Annotated in this window: 31 protein-coding genes and 1 riboswitch; of the genes, 12 read left to right on the forward strand and 19 right to left on the reverse strand. The window is 70.7% G+C overall.

Annotated features, from left to right (window positions below; translation table 11 throughout):
- Window positions 1–33: 33 nt before the first annotated feature.
- From Q392_RS17765 to Q392_RS17780, 4 genes are all read right to left on the reverse strand, one after another.
- Window positions 34–678, reverse strand: a complete 645-nt coding sequence (locus Q392_RS17765; protein ID WP_038210609.1) for a hypothetical protein — start codon at window positions 676–678, stop codon at window positions 34–36.
- A 49-nt stretch (window positions 679–727) separates the two neighbouring features.
- The gene (locus tag Q392_RS17770; protein WP_038210611.1) at window positions 728–1,102 is read right to left on the reverse strand and encodes a hypothetical protein; all 375 of its coding nucleotides are present in this window, start codon (window positions 1,100–1,102) and stop codon (window positions 728–730) included.
- Window positions 1,103–1,173: 71 nt separating this feature from the next.
- Window positions 1,174–1,899, reverse strand: coding sequence for a PspA/IM30 family protein (locus tag Q392_RS17775; RefSeq protein ID WP_038210612.1), 726 nt, complete (start codon window positions 1,897–1,899; stop codon window positions 1,174–1,176).
- A gap of 33 nt (window positions 1,900–1,932) precedes the next feature.
- Window positions 1,933–2,349: a DUF2170 family protein gene (locus Q392_RS17780; protein ID WP_038210613.1), complete on the reverse strand. Its 417-nt coding sequence runs from the start codon at window positions 2,347–2,349 to the stop codon at window positions 1,933–1,935.
- Window positions 2,350–2,527: 178 nt separating this feature from the next.
- A riboswitch (S-adenosyl-L-homocysteine riboswitch) is annotated at window positions 2,528–2,614 on the forward strand.
- 60 nt (window positions 2,615–2,674) lie between these two features.
- On the opposite strand from Q392_RS17780, the gene ahcY reads away from it, so the two are divergent.
- The 4 genes from ahcY to Q392_RS17800 are packed head-to-tail and all read left to right on the forward strand — an operon-like array spanning window position 2,675 to window position 6,447.
- The gene (ahcY, locus tag Q392_RS17785; protein WP_038210615.1) at window positions 2,675–4,132 is read left to right on the forward strand and encodes an adenosylhomocysteinase; all 1,458 of its coding nucleotides are present in this window, start codon (window positions 2,675–2,677) and stop codon (window positions 4,130–4,132) included.
- A gap of 13 nt (window positions 4,133–4,145) precedes the next feature.
- Window positions 4,146–4,901, forward strand: coding sequence for a TlyA family RNA methyltransferase (locus tag Q392_RS17790; protein WP_038210617.1), 756 nt, complete (start codon window positions 4,146–4,148; stop codon window positions 4,899–4,901).
- Window positions 4,898–5,743 (forward strand): methylenetetrahydrofolate reductase [NAD(P)H], encoded by an 846-nt coding sequence (gene metF, locus Q392_RS17795; RefSeq protein WP_038210619.1) that lies wholly within the window; start codon window positions 4,898–4,900, stop codon window positions 5,741–5,743. Before Q392_RS17790 ends, metF begins: the two co-directional genes overlap by 4 nt.
- Window positions 5,740–6,447 (forward strand): septal ring lytic transglycosylase RlpA family protein, encoded by a 708-nt coding sequence (locus Q392_RS17800; protein ID WP_084217156.1) that lies wholly within the window; start codon window positions 5,740–5,742, stop codon window positions 6,445–6,447. Before metF ends, Q392_RS17800 begins: the two co-directional genes overlap by 4 nt.
- Window positions 6,448–6,453: 6 nt before the next feature.
- Here the strand turns inward: Q392_RS17800 and Q392_RS17805 are convergent, their stop codons facing one another.
- Entirely contained in the window at window positions 6,454–7,320 is an 867-nt protein-coding gene (locus Q392_RS17805; RefSeq protein ID WP_038210621.1) for a transporter substrate-binding domain-containing protein, read from the reverse strand.
- 187 nt (window positions 7,321–7,507) lie between these two features.
- The gene (locus tag Q392_RS17810; RefSeq protein ID WP_038210622.1) at window positions 7,508–8,401 is read right to left on the reverse strand and encodes a 23S rRNA (adenine(2030)-N(6))-methyltransferase RlmJ; all 894 of its coding nucleotides are present in this window, start codon (window positions 8,399–8,401) and stop codon (window positions 7,508–7,510) included.
- A 263-nt stretch (window positions 8,402–8,664) separates the two neighbouring features.
- Here Q392_RS17810 and rplM point away from each other — a divergent pair, with 263 nt between their 5' ends.
- The 4 genes from rplM (at window position 8,665) to mdtD (ending at window position 11,509) form a co-directional block, all read left to right on the forward strand.
- The gene (gene rplM, locus Q392_RS17815; protein ID WP_038210624.1) at window positions 8,665–9,093 is read left to right on the forward strand and encodes a 50S ribosomal protein L13; all 429 of its coding nucleotides are present in this window, start codon (window positions 8,665–8,667) and stop codon (window positions 9,091–9,093) included.
- Between the two features lie 11 nt (window positions 9,094–9,104).
- Complete coding sequence (gene rpsI, locus Q392_RS17820) at window positions 9,105–9,497, forward strand: 30S ribosomal protein S9 (protein WP_038210625.1); 393 nt, start codon at window positions 9,105–9,107, stop codon at window positions 9,495–9,497.
- 124 nt (window positions 9,498–9,621) lie between these two features.
- Entirely contained in the window at window positions 9,622–9,993 is a 372-nt protein-coding gene (gene erpA, locus Q392_RS17825; RefSeq protein ID WP_038210627.1) for an iron-sulfur cluster insertion protein ErpA, read from the forward strand.
- Between the two features lie 70 nt (window positions 9,994–10,063).
- The gene (gene mdtD, locus Q392_RS17830; RefSeq protein ID WP_157008055.1) at window positions 10,064–11,509 is read left to right on the forward strand and encodes a multidrug transporter subunit MdtD; all 1,446 of its coding nucleotides are present in this window, start codon (window positions 10,064–10,066) and stop codon (window positions 11,507–11,509) included.
- A gap of 4 nt (window positions 11,510–11,513) precedes the next feature.
- Here mdtD and Q392_RS17835 read toward each other — a convergent pair whose 3' ends face one another.
- Window positions 11,514–12,629, reverse strand: a complete 1,116-nt coding sequence (locus Q392_RS17835; RefSeq protein ID WP_038210628.1) for an anhydro-N-acetylmuramic acid kinase — start codon at window positions 12,627–12,629, stop codon at window positions 11,514–11,516.
- Between the two features lie 60 nt (window positions 12,630–12,689).
- Complete coding sequence (locus tag Q392_RS17840) at window positions 12,690–14,042, reverse strand: M23 family metallopeptidase (RefSeq protein WP_038210677.1); 1,353 nt, start codon at window positions 14,040–14,042, stop codon at window positions 12,690–12,692.
- Between the two features lie 165 nt (window positions 14,043–14,207).
- Here Q392_RS17840 and tyrS point away from each other — a divergent pair, with 165 nt between their 5' ends.
- The gene (tyrS, locus tag Q392_RS17845) at window positions 14,208–15,440 is read left to right on the forward strand and encodes a tyrosine--tRNA ligase (RefSeq protein WP_038210629.1); all 1,233 of its coding nucleotides are present in this window, start codon (window positions 14,208–14,210) and stop codon (window positions 15,438–15,440) included.
- A gap of 67 nt (window positions 15,441–15,507) precedes the next feature.
- Here the strand turns inward: tyrS and Q392_RS17850 are convergent, their stop codons facing one another.
- Window positions 15,508–16,152, reverse strand: coding sequence for an OmpA family protein (locus Q392_RS17850; protein WP_342665614.1), 645 nt, complete (start codon window positions 16,150–16,152; stop codon window positions 15,508–15,510).
- Window positions 16,149–16,643 (reverse strand): FecR family protein, encoded by a 495-nt coding sequence (locus tag Q392_RS17855; RefSeq protein ID WP_038210630.1) that lies wholly within the window; start codon window positions 16,641–16,643, stop codon window positions 16,149–16,151. Before Q392_RS17855 ends, Q392_RS17850 begins: the two co-directional genes overlap by 4 nt.
- Before the next feature lie 121 nt (window positions 16,644–16,764).
- Between Q392_RS17855 and Q392_RS17860 the strand changes: the two genes are divergently transcribed.
- Together Q392_RS17860 and dtd are read left to right on the forward strand one after the other, a co-directional pair.
- A complete protein-coding gene (locus tag Q392_RS17860; protein ID WP_038210631.1) occupies window positions 16,765–17,688 on the forward strand; it encodes a cation diffusion facilitator family transporter in 924 nt (307 codons plus the stop codon).
- Complete coding sequence (gene dtd, locus Q392_RS17865) at window positions 17,685–18,128, forward strand: D-aminoacyl-tRNA deacylase (RefSeq protein WP_038210632.1); 444 nt, start codon at window positions 17,685–17,687, stop codon at window positions 18,126–18,128. Before Q392_RS17860 ends, dtd begins: the two co-directional genes overlap by 4 nt.
- A gap of 4 nt (window positions 18,129–18,132) precedes the next feature.
- On the opposite strand, the gene Q392_RS17870 is transcribed toward dtd, so the two are convergent.
- The 3 genes from Q392_RS17870 to Q392_RS17880 are packed head-to-tail and all read right to left on the reverse strand — an operon-like array spanning window position 18,133 to window position 20,288.
- Window positions 18,133–18,876: a sulfite exporter TauE/SafE family protein gene (locus Q392_RS17870; protein WP_038210633.1), complete on the reverse strand. Its 744-nt coding sequence runs from the start codon at window positions 18,874–18,876 to the stop codon at window positions 18,133–18,135.
- A gap of 8 nt (window positions 18,877–18,884) precedes the next feature.
- Window positions 18,885–19,346, reverse strand: coding sequence for an rRNA maturation RNase YbeY (gene ybeY / locus Q392_RS17875; protein ID WP_038210635.1), 462 nt, complete (start codon window positions 19,344–19,346; stop codon window positions 18,885–18,887).
- Window positions 19,347–19,349: 3 nt separating this feature from the next.
- On the reverse strand, window positions 19,350–20,288 hold the full coding sequence (locus Q392_RS17880; RefSeq protein ID WP_038210637.1) for a PhoH family protein: 939 nt from the start codon (window positions 20,286–20,288) through the stop codon (window positions 19,350–19,352).
- Between the two features lie 41 nt (window positions 20,289–20,329).
- Here Q392_RS17880 and ruvA point away from each other — a divergent pair, with 41 nt between their 5' ends.
- On the forward strand, window positions 20,330–20,911 hold the full coding sequence (ruvA, locus tag Q392_RS17885; RefSeq protein ID WP_038210639.1) for a Holliday junction branch migration protein RuvA: 582 nt from the start codon (window positions 20,330–20,332) through the stop codon (window positions 20,909–20,911).
- A 21-nt stretch (window positions 20,912–20,932) separates the two neighbouring features.
- Here the strand turns inward: ruvA and Q392_RS17890 are convergent, their stop codons facing one another.
- The 6 genes from Q392_RS17890 to Q392_RS17915 form a co-directional block, all read right to left on the reverse strand.
- Window positions 20,933–21,142 (reverse strand): hypothetical protein, encoded by a 210-nt coding sequence (locus Q392_RS17890; protein WP_038210640.1) that lies wholly within the window; start codon window positions 21,140–21,142, stop codon window positions 20,933–20,935.
- Between the two features lie 164 nt (window positions 21,143–21,306).
- On the reverse strand, window positions 21,307–22,242 hold the full coding sequence (locus Q392_RS17895; RefSeq protein ID WP_038210641.1) for a phosphatidate cytidylyltransferase: 936 nt from the start codon (window positions 22,240–22,242) through the stop codon (window positions 21,307–21,309).
- Window positions 22,239–22,937, reverse strand: a complete 699-nt coding sequence (locus tag Q392_RS17900) for a lysophospholipid acyltransferase family protein (protein ID WP_084217160.1) — start codon at window positions 22,935–22,937, stop codon at window positions 22,239–22,241. Before Q392_RS17900 ends, Q392_RS17895 begins: the two co-directional genes overlap by 4 nt.
- The gene (locus Q392_RS17905) at window positions 22,934–23,374 is read right to left on the reverse strand and encodes a hypothetical protein (RefSeq protein ID WP_038210642.1); all 441 of its coding nucleotides are present in this window, start codon (window positions 23,372–23,374) and stop codon (window positions 22,934–22,936) included. The genes Q392_RS17900 and Q392_RS17905 overlap by 4 nt, the downstream gene beginning before the upstream one ends.
- Entirely contained in the window at window positions 23,371–24,699 is a 1,329-nt protein-coding gene (locus Q392_RS17910; protein WP_038210643.1) for a phosphatase PAP2/dual specificity phosphatase family protein, read from the reverse strand. Before Q392_RS17910 ends, Q392_RS17905 begins: the two co-directional genes overlap by 4 nt.
- Complete coding sequence (locus Q392_RS17915) at window positions 24,696–26,462, reverse strand: bifunctional alpha/beta hydrolase/class I SAM-dependent methyltransferase (RefSeq protein ID WP_038210682.1); 1,767 nt, start codon at window positions 26,460–26,462, stop codon at window positions 24,696–24,698. The genes Q392_RS17910 and Q392_RS17915 overlap by 4 nt, the downstream gene beginning before the upstream one ends.
- Between the last annotated feature and the right edge of the window lie 5 nt (window positions 26,463–26,467).

A 26,467-nucleotide genomic window follows, 5' to 3' on the forward strand; every position in this document is an offset into this window, starting at 1 on the left:
ACCGGCCGGGCGGCCGGGTCGTCGTTCGGTGCATCACGGTTCTCCCTCCATGGGTTGCACGAGATAGCGGCGCCGGGCCGCGTCGTAGTCCACGATCAGCGCCCGGCTGCCGCGGCGCAGCGGGTTGGGGCTGGGCGCCCACACCTGGATGAGGATGCCCGCGCCGCGCTGCGCCACTTCGGCATGGCCCTCTCTCTCGTCGACCACGCCGGTGGTGATTGTGCAGGGCTGGCCGATCAGGTCGCTGTTCTGGCGGGCGTATTGCGTCACGAAGGCGCCGCGCAAGGGGCGCACCAGCCGCGCCGCGATCACGATGGACAGCGCGAAGCAGGCCGCGAGCACCACCAGCCCCGCCACGACCTGCAGCGCCAGCGTGGGCACCCAGGCCAGCAGCCAGATGCCGGCCAGCGTGCTGAGCGTCCAGCCGATCACCACCAGCAGCGTGACCACGATGGAGAAGGGCACGCCGGACAGGCCGAAGGCCACCACGTAGCCGGCGATGGCGCCCAGGTCGTCCGCGCTCGCGTCGGCGTGCTGGGCGATGTCCAGGTCGATGCTGCTCTCGCCGAAGTCGACCAGGCCCACGATGGCGGCGATCCAGTAGACCAGCATCACCGCCAGCAGCAGGCTGTAGATGAATGTGGGAAAGCCGAAGACGACGGAGAGGAATTCGCGCATGGTGCCCTTGTTCTTGTGAGGTGGCGAAGCGGGTTCGGCGGCCGGACGGTCAGCGTTTGCGCTTCCTGGCGGCCGGGCTGCGCGATGGGGCGCCTTGCGGCATGAAGTTGATCAGCTCGCGCGTGGCGGCCTCCTTGATGCCCAGCCGGTCTTCGGGAGACAGGCCGTAGCGCCGGGCCAGCAGCACGTAGTCGGACTCGTCCAGCGTGACGGTCAGGCGCGGCCGCTTGGGCTTGCCCGCCACCGGCAGGCCCAGCACGTGGCGGATCTGCGTGGAGGTGGACACGTTCTCGCGGAAGGCGGCGGCGCGGATCGCCTCCATCACCGCCTCCTCCACGTCGAAGGCCACCTGCACGGCGCGCAGTGCCGATTCGGAGCCTTGCCAGCGGGCCGGTGTCTTTCGCTTCGTGCTGTTGTTGTCCATGTTGGTGACGTGCGTGTGACGCTGGATGCCGGGCGGCCCGGCCGCCGCGCGGGTCGGCCGGTGCGCGCCCTTCAGGCGGCGGGCGCGCCGCCGTCGCCTGTGCCTGCGGCGCGGCGCGCCCGCAGCCGCGCCATCACGGCCTCGGCGCGGCTCTTGTCGCTGTCGCCGATGCCGGCCGCGGCCAGTTCGTTCTCCAGTGCCTTGTGGCCGAACTCCTGGTCCAGTTCCTCGGCGGCGGCCATGCGGTCGGCCAGGTCCTCGTGGCGCTTCTTGATGCGGTCCAGCGATTCGCGCGCGCTCGTGAGCCTGGAGCCCGTGCTGCCGATGCTGTCCGAGATGCTCTGCGTGGCGCGGTACACGCTCTCGGTCGTCTTGGCGATGCCGATCTCGCGCTCGTGCTCGCGCACGCGCGCCTCGGCGCTGCGGATCAGGTCCTTGAGGCGGCCCACCTGCACGGCGAAGCCGGCGTGCGCCTGCGTCTGCACCTGCATCTCGCCCTCCAGCGCCGCCACCCGCTCGGCCACCTTCAGCGCCAGGCCCTCCTCGGTCTTGTCCAGGGCCTGCAGGGCCATGTCCTCGTGGCGGCGGATCTCGCCCTTGATGCGCTCGATGTCGCGCGCGGTCTGCATCTCCTTGGCCATCACGGCCGTGAGTTCGGTCTTGGCCTCGGCGATGCTGGCCTTGGCGTCCACGATCTCCTGTTCGTAGATGCGCGTGGCGTTGTTGTCGACCACGCTCTGGCCCAGTTCGCGGGCGCTGCCGCGTAGCAGGGTGACGAGTTTCTTGATGACGGTCATGTTCGGCTCCTGTGTGGGTTCGGGGCGGGGAGGTCAGCGCAGGTAGTCGGCCAGCGCATCGAGGGCGTCGAGGGCGTTGTCGCTGAGCACGGCGACTTCGTGGGCCACGTCCTCGGCGCGCGCGCTGCGGGCCAGGGCGCCCGTGAGCACGTAGCGTTGGCCCACGCGGCCGAAGGACGACAGCGGCACCGACGGGTTCAGGTCCAGCAGGGCCTCGTGCAGCTCGGCGCGGCGGTCCGCGCGCACGTCCTCGTCGGTCCAGAGGTAGCACAGGCAGATCAACTGCGTGTCCGAGCAGGTCACGAAGATCGGCAGCTCGTCGCGCCCCTCGATGCAGACCTGGATCACCGGCACCTCGCCGGCGATGGGCTGCAACTGCACACCGACGCCGCCCATCACGGCCGACGTCAGCGTGTCCAGGTTGCTGAGCTGATGGAGCAGAACGGTCATGGTGCCCTCCTAATCGTGATGGCCGTGGATCGGATGCCTCGCCGGAGCCCGACGGTGAATGCAGTATGCGGTCGCGCGACATATCATGTCAACGGATTTTTGACATGAAATGTCAAGGATCCTCCGCCGGACGGCCCCGTGCGGCGGCGGTGCGCGGCGCCCTTTCTATAATTCGCCCACTTCCGAGGAGCGTTGCAGCGTCCCCCGCCCGGAGCGGAGCGGTCGCGAGGCTCGGACCGATTCTTTGCAACGACGCTCGCCCACGGCTCTGTGCGGTGAGTTTCCCCAGAACGTGGTCGTCTTCAACCTGCCGTATGGAGTATTGATGAACGCGCCTGCCACTTCCAAACAACTGACCAACGTCGACTGCGCGATCGCCGACCTGGGCCTGGCGGCCTGGGGCCGCAAGGAGATCGCCATCGCCGAGACCGAGATGCCCGGCCTGATGGCGATCCGCGACGAGTACGCCAAGAGCAAGCCGCTCAAGGGCGCGCGCATCGCCGGCTCGCTGCACATGACGATCCAGACGGCCGTGCTGATCGAGACGCTGCAGGCGCTGGGCGCCGAAGTGCGCTGGGCCTCGTGCAACATCTTCTCGACGCAGGATCACGCCGCCGCCGCCATCGCGGCCGCCGGCACGCCGGTGTTCGCCATCAAGGGCGAGTCGCTGAAGGACTACTGGGACTACACGCACCGCATCTTCGAGTTCGGCCTCAAGGGCAGCAAGGCCGAAGGCCCGAACATGATCCTGGACGACGGCGGCGACGCCACGCTGCTGATGCACCTGGGCGCGCGCGCCGAGAAGGACATCAAGGCGCTGGGCAAGGCCAAGAGCGAGGAAGAGAAGATCCTGCACGCCGCCATCAAGGCCCGGCTCAAGGACGACCCCACCTGGTACAGCCGCCGCCTGAAGAACATCATCGGCGTGACCGAGGAGACGACCACCGGCGTGCACCGCCTGCAGGAGATGTCGGCCAAGGGCACGCTGGCGCTGCGCGCGATCAACGTCAACGACTCGGTGACCAAGAGCAAGTTCGACAACCTGTACGGCTGCCGCGAGTCGCTGGTGGACGGCATCAAGCGCGCCACCGACGTGATGGTGGCCGGCAAGATCGCCGTGGTGTGCGGCTACGGCGACGTGGGCAAGGGCTCGGCCCAGGCGCTGCGCGCGCTGTCGGCGCAGGTGTGGGTCACCGAGATCGACCCGATCAACGCCCTGCAGGCCGCGATGGAAGGCTACCGCGTCGTGACGATGGAAGAGGCCGCCGACAAGGCCGACATCTTCGTCACCTGCACCGGCAACAAGGACGTCATCACCTACGCGCACATGGCGGCGATGAAGGACCAGGCCATCGTCTGCAACATCGGCCACTTCGACAACGAGATCGACGTCGCCTCGCTGGAGAAGCACTGCCAGTGGGAAGAGATCAAGCCGCAGGTTGACCACGTGATCTTCCCCAGGCAGGGCAGGAAGCCGGCCAAGCGCATCATCCTGCTGGCCAAGGGGCGCCTGGTGAACCTGGGCTGCGCCACCGGCCACCCCAGCTACGTGATGTCCTCCAGCTTCGCCAACCAGACCATCGCGCAGATCGAGCTGTTCTCCAAGTCCAGGGACTACCAGCCGGGCAAGGTGTACGTGCTGCCCAAGCACCTGGACGAGAAGGTGGCGCGGCTGCAGCTGTCGAAGCTGGGCGCACAGCTCACGAAGCTGACCAAGGAGCAGGCCGCCTACATCGGCGTGCCGGTGCAGGGCCCCTACAAGCCCGATACCTATCGCTACTGAGCGAGGGGCTGCGATGCGCGCCGACCAGTTGCTGGTGGAGCGCGGCCAGGCCGCCTCGCGTGCGCAGGCGCAGCGGCTGATCGCGGCCGGCGTGCAGTGGCGGCTGGCGGGCGGCGCGTGGAGGCGCGTCGCCAAGAACGGCGAGGAGCTGCCGCCCGCGGCAGAGCTGCAGCCGGAGGACGACGCCGAGACGCGCTATGTCTCGCGTGGCGGCCTGAAGCTGGAGGCCGCGCTGCGCCTGGCTGGCGTGGATGCCGCCGGCCTGGTCTGCCTCGACGTGGGCCAGTCCACCGGCGGCTTCACCGATTGCCTGCTGCGCCACGGCGCGGCGCGCGTGGTCGGCGTGGATGTGGGGCATGGCCAGTTGCACGAACGGCTGCGTGCCGACCCGCGCGTGACGGCGCTGGAGGGCGTGAACGCCCGTGCATTGACCGCCGCCGGCCTGGGCGGCGCGCTGCCGCCGGGCGGCTTCGGCCTCGTGGTCGGCGACCTGTCCTTCATCTCGCTGGCGCTGGTGCTGCCGGCGCTGGCGCCGCTGCTGGCCGCCGGCGGCTGCATGCTGCTGCTGGCCAAGCCGCAGTTCGAGCTGCAGCCGGGCCGCATCGGCAAGGGTGGCATCGTGCGCGACGCGGCCGCTTACGACGAAGTACGCGACAAGCTGCGCGGTGCCGCCGACGCGCTGGGCCTGGCCTGGGCCGGCTGGCACGACAGCCCGATCCTGGGCGGCGACGGCAACCGCGAGTTCCTGATGGTGTTGAGGAAAACATGACGACCGCCTCCCCGCTCTCCCTGAGCTTCGAGTTCTTTCCGCCCAAGACGCCCGAGGGCGTGGTCAAGCTGCGTGCGGTGCGCCAGCAGCTCTACGCGATGAAGCCGCAGTTCTGCTCCGTCACCTACGGCGCCGGCGGCTCCACCCAGGCCGGCACCTTCGGCGCGGTGCGCGAGATCCTGCAGGAGGGCGTCGATGCCGCGAGCCACTTCTCCTGCATCGGCGCCACGCGCGAGACGGTGCGCACGCAACTGGCCGAACTGAAGGCGATGGGCGTGAAGCGCCTGGTGGCGCTGCGCGGCGACCTGCCCAGCGGCTACGGCATCGGCGGCGAGTTCCAGTACGCCAGCGACCTGGTGGGCTTCATCCGCGAGGAGACCGGACGCGACTTCCACATCGAGGTGGCCTGCTACCCCGAGGTGCACCCGCAGGCGCGCAGCCCCGAGGCCGACCTGCGGGCCTTCGCCGCCAAGGTGCAGGCCGGGGCCGACTCGGCCATCACCCAGTACTTCTTCAGCCCCGAGGCGTACTTCCGCTTCGTCGAGGACGCGCGGGCGCTCGGCCTGGACGTGCCCGTGGTGCCGGGCATCATGCCCATCACCAGCTCCACGCAGCTGATGCGCTTTTCCGACGCCTGCGGCGCCGAGATCCCGCGCTGGATCCGCCTGCGCCTGCAGGCCTACGGCGACGACGTCGCCTCGATCCGCGCCTTCGGGCTGGACGTGGTGGCGCAACTGTGCGAGCGGCTGCGCGCGGGCGGCGCGCCGGCGATCCACTTCTACACGATGAACCAGTCGCAGGCCACGCTCGGCGTGCTGCAGCGGCTGGGCTGGGGGGCATGAGGAGGGCATCGGCGGCCATCCGTCGGGCGCGCTGGCTGGGCGCGGCCTGGCTGCTCGGCCTGCTGGGCGGCTGCACCACGCCGCCCGCCGAGCCGCCGGCCGCGGCGGGTGCTTCCGCGGAGCCGCTGAAGCCGCTGGCCCGCCAGGCCGGCACGCCGCTGGAGGCGCCGCGCTCCCGCGTGCCCTCCGTGCGCTACGACCTCGCGATCGGCCGCGCCGAAGACGAGTTGCCGCCCGACGACGGCGCGCCCGGCGACCAGCCGCCCGGCGAGGTGTACGAGCGCGGCGGCGCCTCCTGGTACGGCATCCAGTTCCACCAGCGCAGGACGGCCAGCGGCGAGCGCTTCGACATGGGCGCGTTCACTGCCGCGCACAAGAAGCTGCCTTTCGGCACCCGCGTGTGCGTGCGCAGCCTGGTCAACGGCAAGGAAGTGCTGGTGCGCGTCAACGACCGCGGCCCCTACGCCGCCGGCCGGGTCATCGACCTGAGCCGGGCCGCCGCCGAGCAGCTCGACATGATCGGCCTGGGTATCAAGCAGGTGACGCTGACGCTGATCGGCGCCGAGGGCGGGCGTTGCAATGGCGCGGCGGTGGACGTGGCCGAGAACGGCGCCTCTTCGGGCGTCGATGCGGATCCGGCGCCCCCCGCGCCATCCGCGCGCAAGGCCGCCCCGGCTCCCCGGCCGGCCCGCCGGCGCCGGTAGTCCGCGTCAGTACATCTGCGGCGCAGGGTCGCGCGAAGGCCGGCGCCAGATCTCCTGCGTCAGGTGGTTGATCTTGCCGCCCAGTCTCGCAGCCTGCGCCATCTGCAGCATCGCGGGGCTGTGCAGGAGGTTCAGCAGGGCCCGGTCGACCTGCTCGCCGAAGGCCCGGTCGCCCTTGCGCAGCATGAGCGCATAGGGCTCCACCGTCTCCAGCGTGCCGCGGCGCGCGATATCCGGGTCGAGCGGCACCAGCACGCTGTCTGCGAACAGCGTGTCGATCCGCTTTTTCTTCAGCATCTCCACGCCGGCGTCATAGCCGGGCACCGGCACCACGGCCTCGACCCGGGCCGCACCGCCCTGTGCCGCCCGCTTTTTCATGATGCCCTCGGCGGTCGAGCCGGCGACGACGCCCACCCGCCCGAACTCCATCGGATGCGCGTAGCGAACCTCGTCCTTCCGGTAGGACACCACGATGCCCGAGACGAAGAAGGTGTGGCTGAAGTCGACCTTCTGCGCGCGCTCGGCGGTGTGCGTCGTGCTGCCGCACTGCAGGTCGATGCGGCCGTCCGCGAGCATCTCGAAGGAGCCGGGCAGCGAGACCGGCGTGGTGCGGATCTCGATCGGCCGCCTGAGCTGGGCCTCCAGCTCGCGCACCAGCGCGCGGCACACGTCCCACGCGAATCCGGCCGGCCTGCCGGCGGTGTCGTGATACGCGAAGGGCGGCGCGTTGTCGCGCACGCCGATGCGGATGACGCCCTCCGCCTGGATCCGCGTCAGCGTGTCGACCCGTTTTCTTTCCTGCGGCTGTGCCGGAGCTGCCGCCGTGATGCACACGGCCAGCGCCAGCCAGCGTGCGAATGCCCGCTTGTCCACGTATCTCTCCCTCGATTGCCCGATGTGTGACGGGCCCGAATGTAGGACGGGAGAGCCGCGGTGAAAATAGACCGGAAGTCGGTTTTTTACAACCTGCAGGATGAAGCGGCGGACGGCGTGAACAACTGCACGCATGGCCGTCGGCCCGCCGTTGGCGGCATGTGCCGCCCGCGCTGTGCCGTGCAGCCTAGGCTGATGCGCCGTCCAGCGTGAAGTCGGCGTGCCGGTCCTGCGCCAGCTGCGGCGCCAGCCAGGCCAGGGCGGGTCGCAACTGCTCCGCCAGCGTGTAGGGTGGGTTCAGCACGAACATGCCGCTGGCCGGCAGGCCGGGGCGGCGCGCCTGTCCGTCGGGCGTGGCCACGACCTTGCTCGACTTCACCGTCAGCGTGGCGTGCAGCCACGGCTTGCCGGCGCGGGTGGCCAGGGTGCGCAGGCGGCGCGGCAGGTCGTGCGCCTCCGGCCGGGGAATGATCGGATGCCAGACCACGTAGACGCCGGTGGCGAAGCGCTTGAGCGCCTCGCCCACGAAGGCGGCGGTGCGGGCGTAGTCGGTCTTGATCTCGTAGCTGGGGTCCACCAGCACCATCGCCCGGCGCGAGGGCGGCGGCAGGAACTTCGTCGCCGTGCCGAAGCCGTCCTCGCGCAGCACCGCCACCTGGCGGCCCGCCTCCAGCTGGGCGACATTGGCGGCCAGCGTGCGCGCGTCGGTAGGGTGCAGTTCGCACAGCTTGAGCCGGTCCTGCGGGCGCAGCAGGCGTTGCACGATGAAGGGTGAGCCGGGGTAGACACGGTTGCCGCCGCCGGGGTTGAAGCCGCGCACCACCTCGAGGTAGCGGGCCAGGGCCGGCGGCGGGGCCGGCTCCGGCGTGCCGGCGAGCAGCCGCAGCACGCCATCGGCCGCCTCGCCGCTGGTGCCCGCGTAGTCGCCGTCCAGGCGGTACAGGCCGGCGCCGGCATGGGTGTCCACCACGGTCAGCGGCGTGTCCTTGTGCAGCAGGTGCTCCAGCACGGCGATCAGCACCGTGTGTTTGAGCACGTCGGCATGGTTGCCGGCATGGAAGGCGTGGCGGTAGCTGAACATGGGAGGTGGGACGGATGAAGGGGATGATGCCGCCAGAGCGGCGAACCCGCGATTGTCGGTGCTCGGCGGCAGCCCCTGGGCAATTGGCCCCAGCCGCGCTACAATGGCGGGCTTTGCAGCGATTTCGGGCCCCGCGGCAAAGTCATTCTCCCACCTAAGAGCTTCCCGCCGCACGCCGTGTCCTACGTGACATTTGGGGTGCACCATGAGGAGGCCGACCGTGGAAAAGGGCCCGCCAAACCGCTTCCCTACAAGGAAATCTCATGTCTACGTTCAGCGCCAAGCCCGCTGACGTGAAGCACGAGTGGTTTGTGATTGACGCAACCGACAAGGTTCTCGGACGGGTCGCCAGCGAAGTGGCCCTCCGACTGCGCGGCAAGCACAAGGCCATCTACACGCCTCACGTCGACACGGGCGACTTCATCGTCATCGTCAACGCTTCCAAGCTTAAGGTCACGGGCGCCAAGTCCACCGACAAGGTGTACTACCGTCACTCGGGCTATCCCGGCGGCATCACCGCCACCAACTTCCGCGACATGCAGGCCAAGCACCCCGGCCGCGCGCTCGAGAAGGCCGTCAAGGGCATGCTGCCCAAGGGCCCGCTCGGCTACGCCATGATCAAGAAGCTGAAGGTCTACGGCGGCGCGGAGCATCCGCACACCGCGCAGCAGCCCAAGGCGCTGGAAATCTGAGGAGTCTTGAGATGATTGGTGATTGGAACAATGGCACCGGCCGTCGCAAGTCCAGCGTCGCCCGCGTGTTTCTCAAGAAGGGCACCGGCAAGATCACGGTCAACGGCAAGCCGATCGAACAGTTCTTCGGCCGCCAGACCTCGATCATGATCGCCAAGCAGCCGCTGGTGCTGACCGAGAACGTCGAGGCCTTCGACATCCAGGTCAACGTCCACGGCGGCGGCGAATCGGGCCAGGCCGGCGCCACGCGTCACGGCATCACCCGCGCGCTGATCGACTACGACGCGAACCTCAAGCCGCTGCTGAGCCAGGCCGGCTTCGTGACCCGCGACGCCCGCGAGGTCGAGCGCAAGAAGGTCGGCCTGCACTCCGCACGCCGTCGCAAGCAGTTCAGCAAGCGCTGATCCCCTGCTTGGCTGCTGCCACCGGAAAAACCGCCCTCGAGGCGGTTTTTCTTTGGCTGGGGTAGCATCCCCTCATCGGCTGCCCTCCGCCCCTGGAAGGCCGCCCCCACGGAGAACCGATTCCATGAGCGCTGTTGCCGAAACCATCGCCACGCCGGCCGCGATGCCGGACCCGATCGTCTTCACCGACGCCGCCGCGGCCAAGGTGGCCGACCTGATCGCCGAAGAGGGCAATCCCGACCTGAAGCTGCGCGTGTTCGTGCAGGGCGGCGGCTGCTCGGGCTTCCAGTACGGCTTCACCTTCGACGAGATCACCAACGACGACGACACGACCATGACCAAGAACGGCGTGTCGCTGCTGATCGACGCCATGAGCTATCAGTACCTGGTCGGCGCCGAGATCGACTACAAGGAAGACCTGCAGGGCGCGCAGTTCGTGATCAAGAACCCCAACGCCAGCAGCACCTGCGGCTGCGGCTCCAGCTTCTCGGCGTGAGCCTGACCATCCTGTGCACCGCGAGCCGCCTTCGGGCGGCTTTTTCATTGCCGTCTGCATCCTTCCTGCGATGAGCGATTCCCTCGTCCCGCCCCTGGCCTCCACCGCCGGCAGCCGCCGCCTGCTGCTGTGGCTGGTCGCCATCGGCTTCTTCATGCAGACGCTGGACGCGACCATCATCAACACGGCGCTGCCGGCGATGGCCGCCAGCCTGGGCGAGAGCCCGCTGCGCATGCAGTCGGTGGTGGTGGCGTACTCGCTGACGATGGCCATGCTGATCCCCGCCTCGGGCTGGCTGGCCGACCGCTTCGGCACCCGGCGGGTGTTCATGCTGGCGATCGTGCTGTTCTCGCTCGGTTCGCTGGCCTGCGCCGCCTCGCGGGGCTTGAGCGAGCTAGTGGCCTCGCGCGTGCTGCAGGGGCTGGGCGGGGCGCTGTTGCTGCCGGTGGGGCGGCTGGCGGTGCTGCGCACCTTCCCGCGCGGGGAATTCCTGCAGGCCATGGCCTTCGTCGCCATCCCCGGCCTCATCGGCCCGCTGCTGGGCCCCACGCTGGGCGGCTGGCTGGTGCAGGTGGCCTCCTGGCACTGGATCTTCCTGATCAACCTGCCGGTGGGCCTGATCGGCCTGCTGGCGACCTGGCGCTTCATGCCGGATGCGCGCAACGCCGACACGCCGCGCTTCGACCTGGCCGGCTACGCGCTGCTGGCCTTCGGCATGGTGTCGATCTCGCTGGCCATCGAGGGCGGCACCGAGATGGGCCTGGGCCGCGGCAACACCGCCGTGCTGGCGGTGTTCGGCTTCGTGGCGCTGGTGGTGTACTGGCTGCATGCGGCGCGCCATCCGCGGCCGCTGTTCTCGCCGGAGTTGTTCCACGTGCGCACACTGTCGGTGGGGCTGATGGGCAACCTGTTCTGCCGGCTGGGCAGCGGGGCGATGCCTTTCCTGATCCCGATCTCGCTGCAGGTGGCGCTGGGCTATTCGCCCTTCAACGCCGGCCTGATGATGCTGCCCACCGCGCTGGCCGGCATGGCGATGAAGCGGGTGGCCACGCCGCTGATCCTGCGCCTGGGCTACCGCACGGTGCTGGTGGCCAACACCGCGATCATCGGCGTGCTGATGGCCAGCTTCGCCCTCGCCACGCCGGCCACGCCCTGGGCGCTGCACGTCGCGCTGCTCGCGACCTTCGGCGCCTTCAACTCGCTGCAGTTCACGGCCATGAACACCATCACCCTCAAGGACCTGGACGGCGCCAGCGCCAGCAGCGGCAACGGCCTGCTGTCGATGGTGCAGATGCTGGCGATGAGCCTGGGGGTGGCGATCGCCGGCGCCGTGCTCTCCGGCTTCAGCCGCGCCTTCGGCGCCGGCGTGGAGCCCGGCGCGGCGCTGCACGCCTTCCAGGCCACCTTCGTGACGGTGGGGCTGATCACGCTGGCCTCGGCGGCGGTGTTCTGGCAACTGCCAGCCGAGGCGCGGGCGCCGCAGCCGGAGGGCCCGGAAGTGTCAGGCCACGGCTGAGGCTTCAGGTCGGGTACAGAGCACCCAGGACGCGCGGCCCGGCGGCGCCGGTCACGCTGGGCAGGTTGCCCGGCGCGCGCGCGAGCATGCGCCAGGCCAGCCAGGCGAAGGCGGCTGCCTCCACCTGCTGCGGCGGCAGGCCGTGCGCGGCGGAGGACTCGACGGCCACGCCCGGCAGCAGGGTGGCCAGCCGCCGCATCAGGTGCGCGTTGAAGGCGCCGCCGCCGCAGACGATCAGGCGCGGCAGCCCGGCACCGTGGCGCTGCAGATGCTCGGCGCAGGTGCGCGCCGTCAGTTCCGCCAGGGTGGCCTGGACGTCCTGCGGATCGGCCGAGGCCGCATCGCCGAGGCGGGCCGCAAGCCAGTCGGGGTGGAACAGGTCGCGACCGGTGCTCTTGGGCACGGGGCGGGCGAAGTAGGGCTCGACCAGCAGCCGCGCCAGCAGGTCCGGCAGTACCTGGCCGCCGGCGGCCCAGTCGCCGTTCGCGTCGTAGGGTGCGCCGCGGTGGCGCTGGCACCAGTGGTCCAGCAGGGCGTTGGCCGGCCCGCAGTCGAAACCCAGCACCGCGCCGTCGCCGGGCGGCAGCAGGCTCAGGTTGGCGATGCCGCCCAGGTTGAGCACCGCCACGCCCTCATCACCGGGCGCGAACAGCGCGGCATGAAAGGCCGGCACCAGCGGCGCGCCCTGGCCGCCGGCGGCCACGTCGCGACTGCGCAGGTCGGCCACCACGTCGATGCCGGTCAGCTCGGCCAGCAGCGCCGGGTTGTTGAGCTGTACGGTGTAGCCGGTGCCGTCGAACTCGCCGGGGCGGTGGCGCACCGTCTGGCCGTGCGCGCCGATGGCGCGCACGGCCGCGGGAGGCAGGCCGGTGTCGACGAGCAGGGCCGCGACGGTGTCCGCGTAGACGCGCACCAGGGCGTTCGCGGCCAGCGCCGCGCGGTGCAGTTCGTCCCGCCCGCCGGGGGTGTTGAGGGCCAGCAGTTCTTCGCGCAGCGGCGCGGGGAAGGGGCGCGCCGCGTGGGCGCGCACGGCGATGCGGCCGGCGTCCAATTCGGCCAGCACGCCGTCGACGCCGTCGAGCGAGGTGCCCGACATCAGGCCGATGAAGCGCTCGGTCATGCGGAAAAGAAAAGGGCGCCCGTGCGGCGCCCTGTTTTCAGGATGGGTGTCACGCGAGGGTCAATCCGCGCTGGCCTGGACCACGGAGAAGGCTGCGGCCAGTTCGGTGCGGGAGGCGCTCGCCAGCTTGTCGAAGGCCGGCCGCAGCGCGGCGGTGAGCGCGGTGCTGCCCTCGCTCTGCTGGGCGATGGTGCTCGGGTCGTGGTACTCGCCGTTGATGCGGAACTCGAAGTGCAGGTGCGGCCCGGTGGCCCAGCCGGTCGAGCCGACGGCGCCGATGGTCTGGCCCTGCTCGACCTGCTCGCCTTCCTTGACGTTGATGCGAGAGAGGTGCGCGTAGGCCGTCTGCTGGCCGTTGCGGTGGCCGATGATGACGATGTTGCCGTAGCCGTTCTGCTGGCCGGCGAAGTCCACCTTGCCGTCGCCTACGGTGCGCACCGGCGTGCCGGTGGGCGCGGCGAAGTCGATGCCGTTGTGCTGGCGCCAGCTGTTCAGGATGGGGTGCATCCGCATCGCGAAGCCGCTGGACACGCGGGTGAACTCCACCGGCGAACTCAGGTAGGCCTTGCGCAGGCTGTCGCCGTTGGGTCGGTAGTAGCCGCCCTTGCCGCCGGGCGGCTGGAACCACAGCGCCTGCCATGTCTTGCCGGCGCTTTGCATCTCGGCGGCCAGCACGCGGCCGGTGCGCAGGACCTGGCCGTCGGCGTCGAAGGTCTCGTACACCACCGCAAAGCGGTCGCCCTTGCGCAGCTGGCGGAAGTCCACGTCGCCCGAGAAGATGTCGGCCAGCTGGCTGGCGATGCTGTCGGGCACGCGCGCGGCGTCGGTGGCGGCGAACAGCGAGCTCTTCACCACGCCGCTGGCCAGGCGCGAGCCGGGCGTCAGCGCCTCGGCCTCCATGCGGGCGACGAAGCCGCCCGGCATGCGCTCGACCACGAAGCGGCGGAAGCTGCCGTCGACGTCGGGGATCCAGCGCGCCGACAGCCTGATCAGGCGGTCGTCCTGGCCGAGTTCGGCCGACACCGTGCGGCCGACGCGGTTGAACAGCGCCGCGCGCGCCTGCGCGTTGCCGCGCACGAAGGCGGCGGCATCGCCGTCGGCCACGCCCAGGCGGCCCAGCAGCGCCTCGGCGGTGTCGCCGGCGCGCGTCTGCTCGCTGCGGAAGAGGGTGAAGCGGTGGCCGTCGAGTTCGGCGCCCTGGCTGTCGATCGGCAGGGGCGTGACGGCCTCGAACACCTGCCGCACCGGCAGGTCGGAGGCATCCGGGCCCAGGTTGGCCACGGCGAAGGCACCGCCGCCGGCGCACAGCAGCAGCGTTGCGATGGCCGCGGTGATCTGGCGCGGGTAGGTCTTGACGGTATGCGCGACGCGGGAGGCAACAGCCTCCTCCGCGGCAAGAATGCCGTTGATCAGTTTGGACAAAACGAGAAACCCAGCTTGGAGTCAGCGACCGCCGGCTGCCGCATGTCGCGGGCCGCGCCCGGCGGGGCGAGGAAGCGGCGCGCTCTCTACAATGCACCGCTTTGGCAAAACGGGCGGAGTATAGCGCCGGCCGTTGCTTTCTCCACAAAAATTCGAATGACTTCCGAGTTTTTCACTAGTCAACCGCCGTCTGATCGTGTAAGACAAGCGCTTGACATTTCACTTCGTGGTGTGGACGAGCTCCTGCCCCGGGACGAGTGGGTCAGGAAGCTGCAGCGCTCGGAAGCCACCGGCCAGCCGCTGCGCATCAAGCTGGGCTTGGACCCGACGGCGCCCGACATCCACCTGGGTCACACCGTGGTGCTCAACAAGATGCGCCAGTTGCAGGACCTGGGGCACACCGTCATCTTCCTGATCGGCGACTTCACCAGCCTGATCGGCGACCCCTCCGGGCGCAACACCACGCGCCCGCCGCTGACGGCCGAGCAGATCCGCGCCAATGCCGAGACCTACTTCGCCCAGGCGAAGCTGGTGCTGGACGAATCGAAGACCGAGATCCGGTACAACTCCGAGTGGAGCGACCCGCTGGGCGCGCGCGGCATGATCCAACTGGCCGCCAAGTACACGGTGGCGCGCATGATGGAGCGCGACGACTTCCACAAGCGCTTCCACGCCGGCCAGTCGATCTCGGTGCACGAGTTCCTCTACCCGCTGATGCAGGGCTACGACTCGGTGGCGCTGAAGAGCGACCTGGAACTGGGCGGCACCGACCAGAAGTTCAACCTGCTGGTGGGGCGCCACCTGCAGCAGGAGTACGGCCAGGAGCCGCAGTGCATCCTGACCATGCCGCTGCTGGAGGGGCTGGACGGCGTCGAGAAGATGTCCAAGAGCAAGGGCAACTACATCGGCATCAGCGAGGACGCCAACACCATGTTCGCCAAGGTGCTGTCGATCTCGGACGAGCTGATGTGGCGCTGGTACCTGCTGCTGAGCTTCCGCTCGCTGGCCGACATCGAGGCGCTGAAGGCCGAGGTGGCAGCGGGGCGCAACCCGAAGGACGCCAAGGTGATGCTGGCCAAGGAGATCACCACGCGCTTCCACAGCGCGCAGGCGGCCGAGGCGGCGGAGCAGGACTTCGTCAACCGCAGCAAGGGCGGGGTGCCCGACGAGATCCCGGAGGTGGCGCTGACCGGCGCGCCGCTGGGCATCGCGCACCTGCTCAAGCAGGCGGGGCTGGCGTCGTCCACCTCGGAGGGCAACCGCCTGATCGACGGCGGCGGCGTGCGGGTGGATTCGGCCGTGGTGAGCGACAAGGGCCTGAAGCTGCCGGCCGGCACCTACGTCGTGCAGGTGGGCAAGCGCAAGTTCGCGCGGGTCACGGTCGGCTGACGGCCGCTGGCGGCAAGGAAAACGGGGCCCGCGGGCCCCGTTTGTCTTTCGGCGCGGCCGCCGGAATTCAGCGTACGTCGATGGTCACGCGGCGGTTGCGCGGCTCATCCACCTCGTCGGCGGTGGGAACGGCCAGTTCGCGTTCGCCGCGGCCGACGGCCTCGATGCGCACGGCGGGAAAGCCGCGCTGCACCAGCATCTGCCGCACCTCGGCGGCGCGTTCGCGCGACAGTGCATCGTTGCGCGGGCCGGCGCCCATGGTGTCGGTGTGGCCGGTGACCACGATGTCGGCGCCCGACCGCGCCAGGGCGGCCGCCAGCATCTCCTGCACGGTCAGTTGCGAGGCTTCGGTGAGCACCGTGCCGCCCGAGACGAAGTACAGCGTGTAGTGCTGGGGCGCCGGAGGCCGCAGCGCGAAGAGCTGGGGGTGGTCGCGCTGCAGTTCGGCGGGGTCGACCGTGTCCACCGTCGGCGCGGCCTGGGTGCCGTGCGGCGCCGTGGCCTGCAGGTAGGGCCGGTCCAGCACCTGCTGGCCGTTCTCGGTGCGGACCACCACGGCCGAGGGCTTGCCGTCTTCCTGCGGCAGCAGCACGACCCGCGTGGCGGGCGTCGTGCAGGCGGCCAGCAGCGCGGCGCCGGCGAGCGTGCACAGGGCGGCCAGCCGCCGCGCGGTGGCCAGGGCGGGGGAGCGGGGTGCGGTCGGGCGGCTCACGGCTGGCCGCTGTCGGTCACGATGAAGTCGGTGCCGCGGATGCCGATGGTGGCGGTCTGCGTTTCCACCCGCACCGCGTCGGGCTGGGTCCGGCCGATGAGGCCGGTGATCATGCGCATGGACCCGCGCAGCAGCGACACCAGGATGCCGCCTTCCTGCGTCGTCGGGTCGAAGTGGAATTGCTTCAGGTCGACCCGCGACTCGGGGCCCATCACCAGCGTGGTGCCGTCGCGCAGGACGAGGCTGGCGCCGCTATCGGGGCCGGTGCTCACGCGGTCGATCGGCAGGACGCGGTCACCGGGCCGGGCCGGGCGGCCGGTGCCGTCGGTGCCCAGCACGCGCACGTCGCCCTGCGCCGACTTGATGAAGCCGGCCGCTGCTTCGGCGCCGGCTTCGGCCGAGGGCTGCGGTGCCGCGGCGGGTGTCGGCTGGGCGAAGGCGGCGGCCGCCGCCAGCAGGCCCGCGCACAGGATCGTCAGGCGGTGGCTCATGGTGCTCCGGGGGTGTTTCGGGGGGCGTCAATGGTAAGCGAGCAGGGCGCGCCCTTCATAATCGCGGGCTTCCGCCGGCCCCCGGCATCGTGCTGTGCTTCACTTTTCCCCGCGATCTTCCTTGGCCGCGCCGAGCCCCCGCACCCTGCTGCGGCTGTCGGTGGCGGTGGCGCTGCTGACCATCGCCCTCAAGGGGGCCGCCGGCTGGATCACCCATTCGATGGGGCTGATCTCGGACGCGATGGAGTCCTTCGTCAACCTGGCCAGCGCCGTGTTCGCGCTGGCGATGATCACCATCGCCAACCGGCCGGCGGACGAGGGCCATCCCTACGGCCACCACAAGGCCGAGTACTTCTCTTCCGGCTTCGAGGGCATCCTGATCATCGCGGCGGCGCTGGCCATCGGCTGGGCGGCGGTCGGCCGGCTGCTGGCGCCGCAGCCGCTGGAGCGGCTCGGCTGGGGCATGGCGCTGTCGGTGGCCAGCGCGGGGCTGAACGCGGCGCTGGCGCTGCTGATGCTCAAGGCGGCGCGGGTGCACCACTCCATCGCCCTGGAGGCCGACGGCCGGCACCTGATGACCGACGTGTGGACCTCGGCCGGCGTGCTGGTGGGGGTGCTGGCCGTGATGCTTACCGGCTGGCTGTGGCTGGACCCGTTGCTGGCGCTGGCCGTGGCGGCCAACATCGTGCGCGAGGGCGCGCGGCTGGTGTGGCGCTCCAGCCAGGGCCTGATGGACCACGCGCTGGAGCCGGCGCAGCAGGCCGCCATCCAGGCCGTGCTGGACCGCTTCGCCGCCGAAGCGCCGGACGGCGGCGTCCTGCGCTTCGACGACATCGCGACGCGGCGCTCGGGTCAGCGCCTCTTCGCCGACATCCACATGCACGTGCCGGGCCAGTGGACGCTCCAGCGCGCCGCCGGCCTGCGCGACGCGCTGGAGCAGGCGCTGATGGACGCCGTGCCGGGCTTGCGCGTCACGCTGCAACTGCTGCCGCTGGACATGGAGGCGCGCGCCGTGCAGGCCACTGGGGAAGGGGATACGCGATGAAGGCCCTGCTGCAGCGCGTGAGCGAGGCGCGCGTGGAGATCGCCGGCGAATGCGCCGGCCGCATCGGCCGGGGGCTGCTCGTGCTGGTGTGTGCCGAGCGGGGCGACGACGAGGCGGTCGGCGAGCGCCTGCTGGCCAAGATCCTGAAGCTGCGCATCTTCAGCGATGACGCCGGCAAGATGAACCGCAGCGTGCAGGACGTGGGCGGTGGCCTCCTGATCGTCAGCCAGTTCACCCTGGCGGCCGATGCGAGCGGCGGCAACCGGCCCAGCTTCACGCAGGCCGCGCCGCCGGACGAGGGCCGGCGGCTCTACGACGCCTTCGTCGCGCGCGCCCGGGCGCTGCACCCGGAGGTGGCTACCGGCGTCTTCGGCGCCGACATGCAGGTGCACCTGGTCAACGACGGGCCGGTGACCATCCCGCTGCAGATGGCGCCCTGAACCACTATCCCTTCCAGAAGAACAGCGCCGCCATCGCCAGTCCCACCAGCACGATGCCGGCGCGCAGCCACTCGGGCCGGATGCGGCGTGCCAGGCGGGCGCCGCCGTAGCCGCCGGCGGTGGCGGCCACCATCATCATCAGCGCCTGTGGCCACTGCACCAGGCCGCCGGCGGCGTAGATCGCGACGGCGATCGCCGTCAGCAGCGCCGACACCAGATTCTTCATGCCGTTCATCGCATGCAGCTGGGTCTGGCCCAGCAGCGCGAACAGCGCCAGTAGCAGGATGCCCAGCCCGCCGTTGAAGTAGCCGCCGTAGGCCGAGACCGCCAGCACGCCGAACGCCGCCTTGAGCGGCGAGGCGCCGTGGGCGCCGGCCGTCCAGCGCCGGATGCGCGGGCCCAGGGCGAACAGCAGCGTCGCCGCCAGCAGCAGCCAGGGCACGATCAGGCGGAAGGTGCTGTCCGGCGTGAGCAGCAGCAGCGCGGCGCCCGCGGCGCCGCCCACCAGCGACCACAGCACGATGCTGCGCATCGTCAGCCCCGGTGGGCTCTGCCAGTCCTCGCGGAAGCCCCACGCGCCGGCCAGGTAGCCCGGCAGCAGCGCCACCGTGCCGGTGGCATTGGCCACCACTGGCGGCACGCCGGTGAACACCAGCGCCGGCAGGGTGAGGAAGCTGCCGCCTCCGGCGACAGCGTTGAGCGCGCCGGCGACGAAGGCAGCGGCCAGCAGCAGGGCGATGTCGAACATGGCGGCGTTCAGCGTCCGCGATAGGGGTCGGCGATGCCCAGCCCGGCCAGGATCGCGGTCTCGCGCGCCTCCATCGCCTGCGCGTCTGCCTCGCCGGTCTCGTGGTCCCAGCCCTGGGCGTGCAGGGTGCCGTGCACCAGCAGGTGCGCATAGTGGGCCGCCAGCGTCACGCGCAGCTCCTTCGCCTCGCGCGCCACCACGGGCGCGCACAGCACCAGATCGGCCATGACGACCGGCGAGGCGGCGTAGTCGAAGGTCAGCACGTTGGTGGCGTAGTCCTTGCCGCGGAACTCGCGGTTCAGGCGCCGGCCTTCGTCGGCATCGACGATGCGCACCGCCAGCTCGCCGGGCAGCGCCAGCGCATGGCGGATGCAGCGTGCCACCCGGTGCCGCGGCAGGGCGGCGCGGTGCCGCGCCACGCCATCGAAGCGGGCGAACTGCAGGGACAGCGACAGCTCGGGCAGCGCCATCGCTCAGGCCCGCTTGCCGCTCTTGTCGTAGGCGTCGACGATGCGCGCCACCAGCGGGTGCCGCACCACGTCGCCGCTGTTGAAATGCGTGAAGGCCAGCCCGGCCACGCGCTTGAGCACCCGCTCCGCGTCGATCAGGCCGCTGGTCTGCTGCTTGGGCAGGTCGATCTGGCTCACGTCGCCGGTCACCACGCACTTGCTGCCGAAGCCGATGCGCGTGAGGAACATCTTCATCTGCTCGGGCGTGGTGTTCTGCGCCTCGTCGAGGATCACGAAGGCGTTGTTCAGCGTGCGCCCGCGCATGAAGGCCAGCGGCGCGATCTCCAGCGCGTTGCGCTCGAAGGCCTTGTTCACCTTCTCGAAGCCCATCAGGTCGTACAGCGCGTCGTACAGGGGCCGCAGGTACGGGTCCACCTTCTGTGTCAGGTCGCCGGGCAGGAAGCCCAGGCGCTCGCCGGCTTCCACCGCGGGGCGGGTGAGCACGATGCGCTGCACCGCGCTGCGTTCCAGCGCATCCACCGCGCAGGCCACGGCGAGGTAGGTCTTGCCGGTGCCGGCGGGGCCGATGCCGAAGGTGATGTCGTGGCCGGCGATGTTGTCGAGGTAGACGCTCTGATTGGGCGTGCGGGCGCGCAGGTCGGTGCGGCGCGTGCTCAGCAGCTTCACGCCGTCCTCGTCTTCTGCCAGGGTGCCGTCACCGGCCAGCGTGAGCTGGACCAGCGTGGCGTCGATGGGCCGCTGCGCGATCTCGTACAACGCCTGCAAGGTTTCCATCGCGCGCGTGGCCTTCGCCTTGGGACCCTCGACCTTGAAGGCCTCGTTGCGGTGGCTGACTTTCACCTCCAGCGCGTCCTCGATCTGGCGCAGGTGGGTGTCCATCGGGCCGCACAGATGGGCCAGGCGGGTGTTGTTCGGGGGGGTGAAGCTGTGGCGGAGAATCACGCGTTTCTTGGAATGGGGCCGCAGCGCGGCCTGGACCGTTGATGATAGGCAAACTCACCGGCATCCTTGCCGAACGCAACCCGCCCCAGGTGGTGATCGACTGCCACGGCGTGGGCTACGAGGTCGACGTGCCGATGGGCACCTTCTACAACCTGCCGCCGGTGGGCGAGAAAGTGTCGCTGCTCACGCATTTCGTGGTGCGCGAGGATGCGCAGGTGCTCTACGGCTTCGGCACCGCCGCCGAGCGGGCGGCGTTTCGCCAGCTCATCAAGATCTCCGGCGTCGGGCCGCGCACCGCGCTGGGGGTGTTGTCGGGCATGAGCGTGAACGAGCTGGCGCAGGCCGTGTCGCTGCAGGAGCCGGGGCGGCTGGTCAAGATTCCGGGCATCGGAAAGAAGACCGCCGAACGGCTGCTGCTCGAACTCAAGGGGAAACTGGGCGACACCCTGGGCCAGGCTGCCGGACTGGCGCAGCCGGCCAGTGATGCGCAGGCCGACATCCTGCAGGCGCTGCTGGCGCTGGGCTACAGCGACAAGGAGGCGGCGGCCGCCCTCAAGGCCCTGCCCAAGGACGTGGGCGTGAGCGAAGGGATCAAGCTGGCGCTCAAGGCGCTGGCGAAGTAGGCCATCGGGCCTTCACCTTCTTCAATGCGGCAGGCAGGGCTCCACTACGGGGTGGGCCACCTCGCGGCCCATCATGGCGCGTGCATACAGGTAGTTGTGTCGCGACTGTTCGCTGAGCGCGTCCAGGTCCACCTCGCCGCTGGCGTCGCAGGGGAAGGCGTAGCCGCGCCCTTCGTTGAACAGCGAGCGGAAGCGCAGCTGGAAGTGCCGGGTATCGAGCAAGGTGTTCATGGTCGTCGACCTCCTGCCAATGGGTCCGATGTCGCCCAATATGCGTCAGAACGGTCGACCATGGGCCATGTTGAAGGCCCGGCCTCCCACAGGCCGGCTAAGCCGTGCGGTCTATCACGAAAAACAGGTGGCGATGTGGCGGCGATGCATCAGTACCGCGCGCATCAAGGTACCCACCAGTAGCGCAGCGCGTGGAAGTAGATGGGCGCGGCGAAGATCACCGAGTCCAGCCGGTCGAGCATGCCGCCGTGACCCTCGATCATGGTGCCCCAGTCCTTGACGCCGCGGTCGCGCTTGATGGCGGACATCACCAGCCCGCCGAAGAAGCCCATGACGCAGATCATGAAGGCCATGAGCGCTGCCTGCCACGGCGTGAAGGGCGTCGCCCACCACAGGGCCGCGCCCAGCAGCGTGGCGCTGGCCACGCCGCCGACCAGGCCTTCCCAGGTCTTGGAGGGCGACAGCTCCGGCGCCACCTTGCGCCGCCCGAGGAGCTTGCCCCACACGTACTGCAGAACGTCGCTGCCCTGCACCACGATGACGAGGAAGGCGATGAGCAGCAGGTTGCCGCCCTCGAAGCCGGGGATGTGCAGCGTCAGCAGCGCCGGAACGTGGCTGATGCAGAACACGCACACCATCAGGCCCCACTGCACTTTCGACGTGCGTTCCAGGAAGCGCTTGGTGTCGCCGCCCAGTGCCGAGAGGATGGGCAGAATCAGGAACACCTCCACCGGGATGAAGATGGCGAACATGCCGTACCACTCGATCCAGACGAGGAAGTACTGCACCGGCAGCGCGATGTAGAAGGCCGCCGCCATCGCCAGGTGGTCGCCGCGCCGCGTGTAGGTCAGGCTCATGAACTCACGCAGCGCGTAGAACGAGATCAGGTAGAACAGCACGATCACGCCGCCCTTGCCGAAGGCGAAGGCCAGGCCGATCACCGCCACCATCACCCACCAGGTATTGACGCGGGCGTTGAGGTTGTCGATGACCGCGTGCGGGGCGCCGTGCGCGACGCGCCACTTGAGCAGCGCGCCAACGGCGGAGGCCAGGATCAGCACGCCGGCCACGCCGGCGAACAGGTGCAGGGTGGGGCTCATGATGCGCTCGCCTCCTCCTTGTCGTGCTCGGGCCGCAGGTCCAGCATCGCCTGCTGCGCCCGCGCCAGGAAGGCGGCCTTGTCCTCGCCCTCGGCCAGCGCGATGGGCGCGCCGTAACGCACCGAGCAGGCCAGCGGCACCGGGATGAGCTGGCCCTTGGGCAGCACGCGCTTGAGGTTCTCGATCCACACCGGCACCAGCCGCACCTGCGGGCAGGCGCGGGCGATGTGGAACAGCCCGCTCTTGAGCGGCAGCATCACCTCCTCGCCGGTGTTGCGCGTGCCCTCCGGGAACATGATCAGCGAGTCGCCCGACTGCAGCGCCTGCACCATCTGGTCGACCGGGTTGGGGCCGTCGCCGCTGCCGTCGCGGCGGATCATCAGCGCGTTGAACACGTCCTGCCCGATGAAGCGCCGCGCCTTCGATGCCAGCCAGTAGTCCTGCCCGGCGACGGGGCGTGTGAGGGAGCGCAGGTCGGGCGGCAGCGTGGCCCACAGCAGCACGAAGTCGCCGTGGCTGGAGTGGTTGGCGAAGTACAGGGTCTGGTCGGCCACCGGCGCGGAGCCGCTCCAGACGGCGCGCACGCCGGTCAGCAGCTTGGCGATGAAGACGATCAGGCGCGCGGCGGCGAAGGTGCCGGCCCGGCGCAGCAACTCGCGCGGCGGCGGGGCGTCGGAGGTGAAGGCGTCGGTCATGGGAAGGCGAGGCGGGCCGCGATGGCGGCGAGGAAGACGAGACTTTGCACGGCCACGATGCTCGCATGCCCGCGCACCAGCCGGCGCGTGCCGCGCAGGCGGTCGGCCAGGGGCCGCGTTCCGCCTTCGGGCGCGGTGCGCAGGCCGATGTGCGCGAGCGAGCGGTCCAGCGCCGCGAGGTCCGCGATGCGACCGGCGGCCAGGGCGTCGAAGAGCCGCTGGTCCAGGCGCAGCCGGAAGGCCAGGTAGCGCTCCGGCAGGCCCAGCAGCGCCGCGGCCGACAGAAGCAGGGCGGCCGCCCCCGGAGCGGGAACGAAGCACAGCGCGGCCAGCGCCAGGGCCGAGAGCCACAGGCTCCACCGGGCCAGCGTGTCCTGGCCGGCCAGCAGCGCGGCGAGCGCGGCGCAATCGGCGCGGTCCTGCGTGTCCAGGCTCATGATGCGGGGCCCTTCCCGGTCCACGCCGAGCCCAGCATGTCGCGCCAGGCGGGACGCAGCACGATCTGCGGGCGTACCTGCCGCACGGCGGCTTCCGCGCCGGCCAGGTCGGCCGTCGTGCCATGCCGTCGCAGCCAGCCGACCAACGTGGCGGCGCTGCGCGAGAAGCCCAGCGCACAGCAGACCCAGACCGGGCCGCCGCGGCGCTGGCCTTCCAGCACGGCAACGGCGCGGCGCAACTGCGCCGGCGAGGGCATCGCCAGATCCAGCATCGGCACGCAGCGTGCGTGCGGCACGGGGGGCAGCTGCAGTTCGGCGCACAGGCTCAGCAGGCGCGGCCGGCCGGCCGCTTCCCACTCGGCCCGCGAGGGCAGGCGGCCCAGCCGCACGCCCGGCACCACCTCCGCGCTGGGCGGCAGCCGGCGCGTCCAGGCCCAGGCGTTGACGGCCGCGCCGAGGCGGTAGGGCGCGAACAGCCAGCGCGCCGACCAGTGCATGCGTCCCCGTGCGTCCATGGCGAAGCCGCGTGCGCCGAAGCCGGCGTAGTTGAGCGCCACCAGCATCAGCGAGGCGGCGGGCCAGCCCAGCCACAAGGCGGCTCCGCCGCCGTACAGGCCCAGCGCCAGACAGGCGACCGCGCCGAGCGCATAGGCGGCGGCCAGCTTCCAGCGCTGCGGATCGCGCGCCAGCCGCCAGGCGCGCGGCAGCGCCACGCGGCGCTCCAGCGGCCACAGCCACACGCACACGAGGCCGAGCAGGGCGCCGGTCGGGATGTCGATGAAATGGTGCTGCCAGGTCGTCAGCACCGAGCCGCAGATGGCCAGCGCCCACAGATGCAGCACGGCGCGCGCCCAGCGGGCGGTGATCAGCCGCCGGTACCAGTCCCACAGGATCACGGCCAGCGCGATGTGCAGCGAGGGCGCCTGGTTGAAGGGCCTGTCGAAGCCGCGCAGCGCCTCGAACAGGAAGGCCGGGGCGCCGCTCACCGCGGGCTGGCCGAAGCTGAAGGCGAGCGGCCACAGCACGAAGCAGGTGACGGCCAGCGCCTGCGCCGTCAGCAGCCGTGCCGCGTGCCGGTCCACCAGGTGTTTGGTGCGGCCAAGGAAGAGCGAGAGCGCGTAGAAGGCATTGATCGACCAGTAGGGAAAGATCGTCCACGCCCAGAAGGGCATGCCGCGCTCCCACTCGAACACGACCGAGGGCACCTGCGCCCGCGTGCCGGCCCACCAGTTCGCCAGGCCGTAGCTCAGGTAGAACAGCGGCCCGAGCAGCGCCAGCCACGCGGCGGCGCGCTTCCAGGGGCGCGGCGGGGCAGGGCGCGTCATCGCTCCACGCGCTGCGCCAGCGAGACGGTGAAGATGCCCCACTCGTCCACCCGCTGCGCGACCTTGCGGAAGCCCGCTTCTTCCACGAGCTGGTCCATCTCGGCCTGCGTGCGCCGGCGCATCACCCAGGCCTGGCCCTGGCGATGGCTGGTGAGGGCGCGGGCGATCATCTCGAGCTGCGGGTGCCAGGGCTGGCCGGTGTAGACCAGCCAGCCGCCGTCCTCCACCGCGTCGCCGACGCCGGCCAGCGAGCGGCGCACCATCTCGTTGTCGGGGAACAGCTCGTACAGGCCCGAGACCACCGCCAGCGTGGGGCGCGGCATCACGCTGGCCAGGCTGACGCGGTCGAAGGCATCGGCCTGCACGAACTGCGCGCGGTCCTGCAGGCCGCGCTCGGCGATCAGATGCTGGCCGTCGCGCACGTTGATGTCGCTGTAGTCGCGCAGCAGGATGGACTGCGCCTTCACCGGGCTGGCGGCCACCGCGTCGAGCACGTAGCGGCCGTGGCCGGCGGCGATGTCCATCACCCGCACCTCGCGCTGGGCGGCGGCCAGGCGCTCCATCGCCTCGCGCAGCAGCTCCTCCACGTGCAGCTTGCGCTGGCGGATGCCGCGCCAGCCGATGGAGTCGAGGTACGTGCGGTCGACCAGCTTGCCGACCAGCGGCGCGCCGGCGGCCTCGTTGCGGTAGACGTAGTCCAGCGTGCTGCCTGAGTCGAAGCCCGTCTCGTGCCCCAGCGCGATGCCGCGCGAGAGCTTGCCGCCGAGCTTCAGCCCGGCCCGCGTGAACGTCCAGTACGCGCCGCGCGGCGACAGCGGTGCGAGCGGCTCGGCCAGCGCGCGCGACTCGTCGGCGGTGGCGCCGGCCTTGTCCGCCTCGCGCAGGTCGACCGGTTCGGGCGGCGTGTCGAACAGCTTCAGGATGAAGGCGCGTACCGACTGCACCGCCGGCGCGCGGTCGCGCTCGCCCAGGGTGTCGTGGAAGAAGCCGGGCAGTTCGATCTTCTCCTTGACGCGGCTGCCCAGGCGCTCGAAGAAGGCGTGCTGCGGCTTGTGGTGCACCACCCAGTCGGCGCCGGAGATGAGCAACTGCGTCGGCAGCACGATGGCGTTGGCGTCCTGCACCACGCGCTCGGCCGTCTCGTACAGGTCGAGCAGGATGTTGACGGCGATCGGCCGGGTGATCAGCGGATCGCTGTCGTAGCTGGCGATGCGCTCGGGGTCGTGCGTGAGGAACTTCGCCTTCACGTAGCTGTTGACGAAGAACAGGCCCCGCAGCTTGTGCATCAGCGCCAGGCCGGGCCGTGCGAAGGGCACGTACAGCTTGACCTTGAAGGCGGGGGAGGCGAGGGTGAGGCCGCGCACCTTCGGCGCGTAGTCGTGCGCCCAGGTCGAGACCAGCACCGCGCCCACGCTCTGCGCCACGACATGGATGTCTTCTTCGGCGATGCCGTGCTGCGTGCCGATGTGCTCGATGAAGGTCTGCACGTCGCGCGCCGAGTGCGCGAAGCTCGGGCTGTATCCGCGCTGGCCCGGCGAGCGGCCGTGGCCGCGGGCGTCCCAGGCGAAGAAGTCGAAGTCCGGCAGGTCCAGCTCGTCCACCAGGTGCGCCATGCGCGCGCCGTGCTCGTGGCCGCGGTGGAACAGCACCACCGCGCCGCGGCGCGCGGGGCCGGCGGCCGGCCAGTGCCGGTAGAACAGCGATTCGCCGTCGTGCGTGCGGAAGTGCAGCTCGTCGGCCGTGCGGGAAGAAGAGGAGGTCATGGTGT

The sequence above is a fragment of the Xenophilus azovorans DSM 13620 genome, from assembly GCF_000745855.1.
Lineage (GTDB): Bacteria > Pseudomonadota > Gammaproteobacteria > Burkholderiales > Burkholderiaceae_C > Xenophilus > Xenophilus azovorans.